The organism is Caballeronia choica (genome assembly GCF_001544535.1).
GTDB classification, from domain to species: domain Bacteria; phylum Pseudomonadota; class Gammaproteobacteria; order Burkholderiales; family Burkholderiaceae; genus Caballeronia; species Caballeronia choica.
Window position 1 is genome coordinate 1 of sequence record NZ_FCON02000398.1, and the last position, 1924, is coordinate 1924.

A 1924-nucleotide genomic window follows, 5' to 3' on the forward strand; every position below is an offset into this window, starting at 1 on the left:
TCCTTCGCGCTATCGACGAAGCGAATCGCCACTAGCTGCAACGGCGCCGCCTTCAAATTTCAAATATGTTTGGCTAGGATTTTACTAGACGACCACGCTTTCTCTTGCCTGAATCCTTGCTTTCAACCATGCGGATCACCCGCTCGATGAACGAACGCGCCGTTCACCTGAATCGAGATCCTCGGTTGCGAGCAGCGGTCGTCCTACATGTCGGCCACGTCTTCTCGGTCACTGTCGTTTTCATCTCCGCCCTTTCAGGTTCGAAGGCAATGGGAAAATCACCGCGGAGAAGATGAATAGGATCGGTTCAAAACAGGTTTCGGTCTGACAGCGGTGCATGCAGGCGATTGAATGGGTGCGGAATAACTGCATTGCTCGTCGGCCAAAGGCGTTGAGCGGAAGTCGACGGCGGCGTCGCCGTGAGCGTGAGTGACCGATGACCCGCCGAAATGCGCCGTTGTCGCGGCGGCAACGCGAATGTCGGCTCCGGGTCGTCAACGAACATTCGATTTCCCCGACAGCGGCCATTCACGATCGACAAATTCAACCGGCCACTGAATGACGGCAATGAGGTCCTCACCTGCCGCTGTCATGCCGTTGAACCAACGTCAGCAATGGCCGAGATGTTCGCATTGGGTACCGGGCAGTTTTCGGAGTGGACCAGCCGTTCGAGTGTCGGCTCAGCGCGATGTGCGAGCGGCAGCAAGTGGCCGAGACGAGTCTCGGTCGAAAACCGCACCTCTTCGCGTTATCAAAACGCAAATGCCCTCGGCTGGTGTCTATTCCGGAAGGACCTTTATGGTCAGCCATACAGTTGATCGTCGAGCGGCATCGGCGCGCGTCGACGCCATGCCCCACAGCCTCAGCGTGCCGTTGAACGTTACGCCCATATGCAGTTCGGGTGAGACGAGGGGGTCGGTGTACGCCATTGGACAGATTTGGCGGTCATTGTTCGCGGGTGGCATCTGGCTGTTGAAGTCGACAACGATGTAGGCGAGCGCCGACATCTCGCCCGGGGTCTCGGTCTGGAAATCGCCCTCGAGAAGACGGCTGACCGGGTGGCCTACGGGAACCGCATGCCGAAGTAGTACAGCGGACCCGGAAGATGTCGCAGTGTAGAAATACCCACACTGGACCTCGCGAATGCTGCCACCCAGTGTCAAGTTGCCCACGCCCTGCGGGCTGCCGGCATACAGTTTGACCAAAAACGCGTGAGCGCCGATTACCGCCGTTGAAAAGTCGCCCGGAAACAATCCCGACGGGCTCAAGACCGGTTGCGAAGAGCTGGGGGTCAAGTCCAGCACCTCCCAGCTGAGGTGCGGCGACGCCAGCGAGTCTGTTGTCGCCGAAGGAACCGAAATATTCGGCGCTGCGACTCGGGCGTTCAGACTGGTACCCGGACCGCCACAGCTAGCCAGAAAAACCGTTCCAAGGGAAAGAATCCCTGCAAGCCGTGACAGTGACAGGGCCCCTCCCTTCAACTGCACCTTCCACTCATAGAAAGCACGCATCCTGAAGTTATAGACGGCGCACTGATGGCTGACAAGTTCGCTCCCTTGCGTTCCTCGATGGATGTTGCCGCCGGCGCCAAAATGAACCAGTTGCCGACAAGTCGATGCTCCGGGCGACGAGTTCGCGAATGCCGCCTGTTCTATGATGAGATTGACATAGAGACGGTTCAAGTGAAACTCGGCATCCGGATCGAAATGGAGTCAGCGACAACAGTGTAGGGACAAAATGCTACCCCTGCGGTAGCAAAATCAATGACTTACGCGAGAAAGTGTCGAACTCGGGGGGCAGAGCCGACATTCGAACTACCGTGTGAACGCGTGGGGCAACGGCCGTAGCTGGCCGCGAGGCGCCGCACGTCCCTGCTCTTACTCCAACCGAACGGCTGGCCATGCAGCGACACGTGTCGCACGGG

The 1924-nt window shown here is 58.4% G+C and carries 1 protein-coding gene; it reads right to left on the minus strand.

Going from position 1 to position 1924, the window contains the following annotated elements; all coding sequences use genetic code 11:
• Window positions 1-779: 779 nt before the first annotated feature.
• Entirely contained in the window at window positions 780-1682 is a 903-nt protein-coding gene (locus tag AWB68_RS47850) for a hypothetical protein (RefSeq protein ID WP_125483299.1), read from the minus strand.
• Between the last annotated feature and the right edge of the window lie 242 nt (window positions 1683-1924).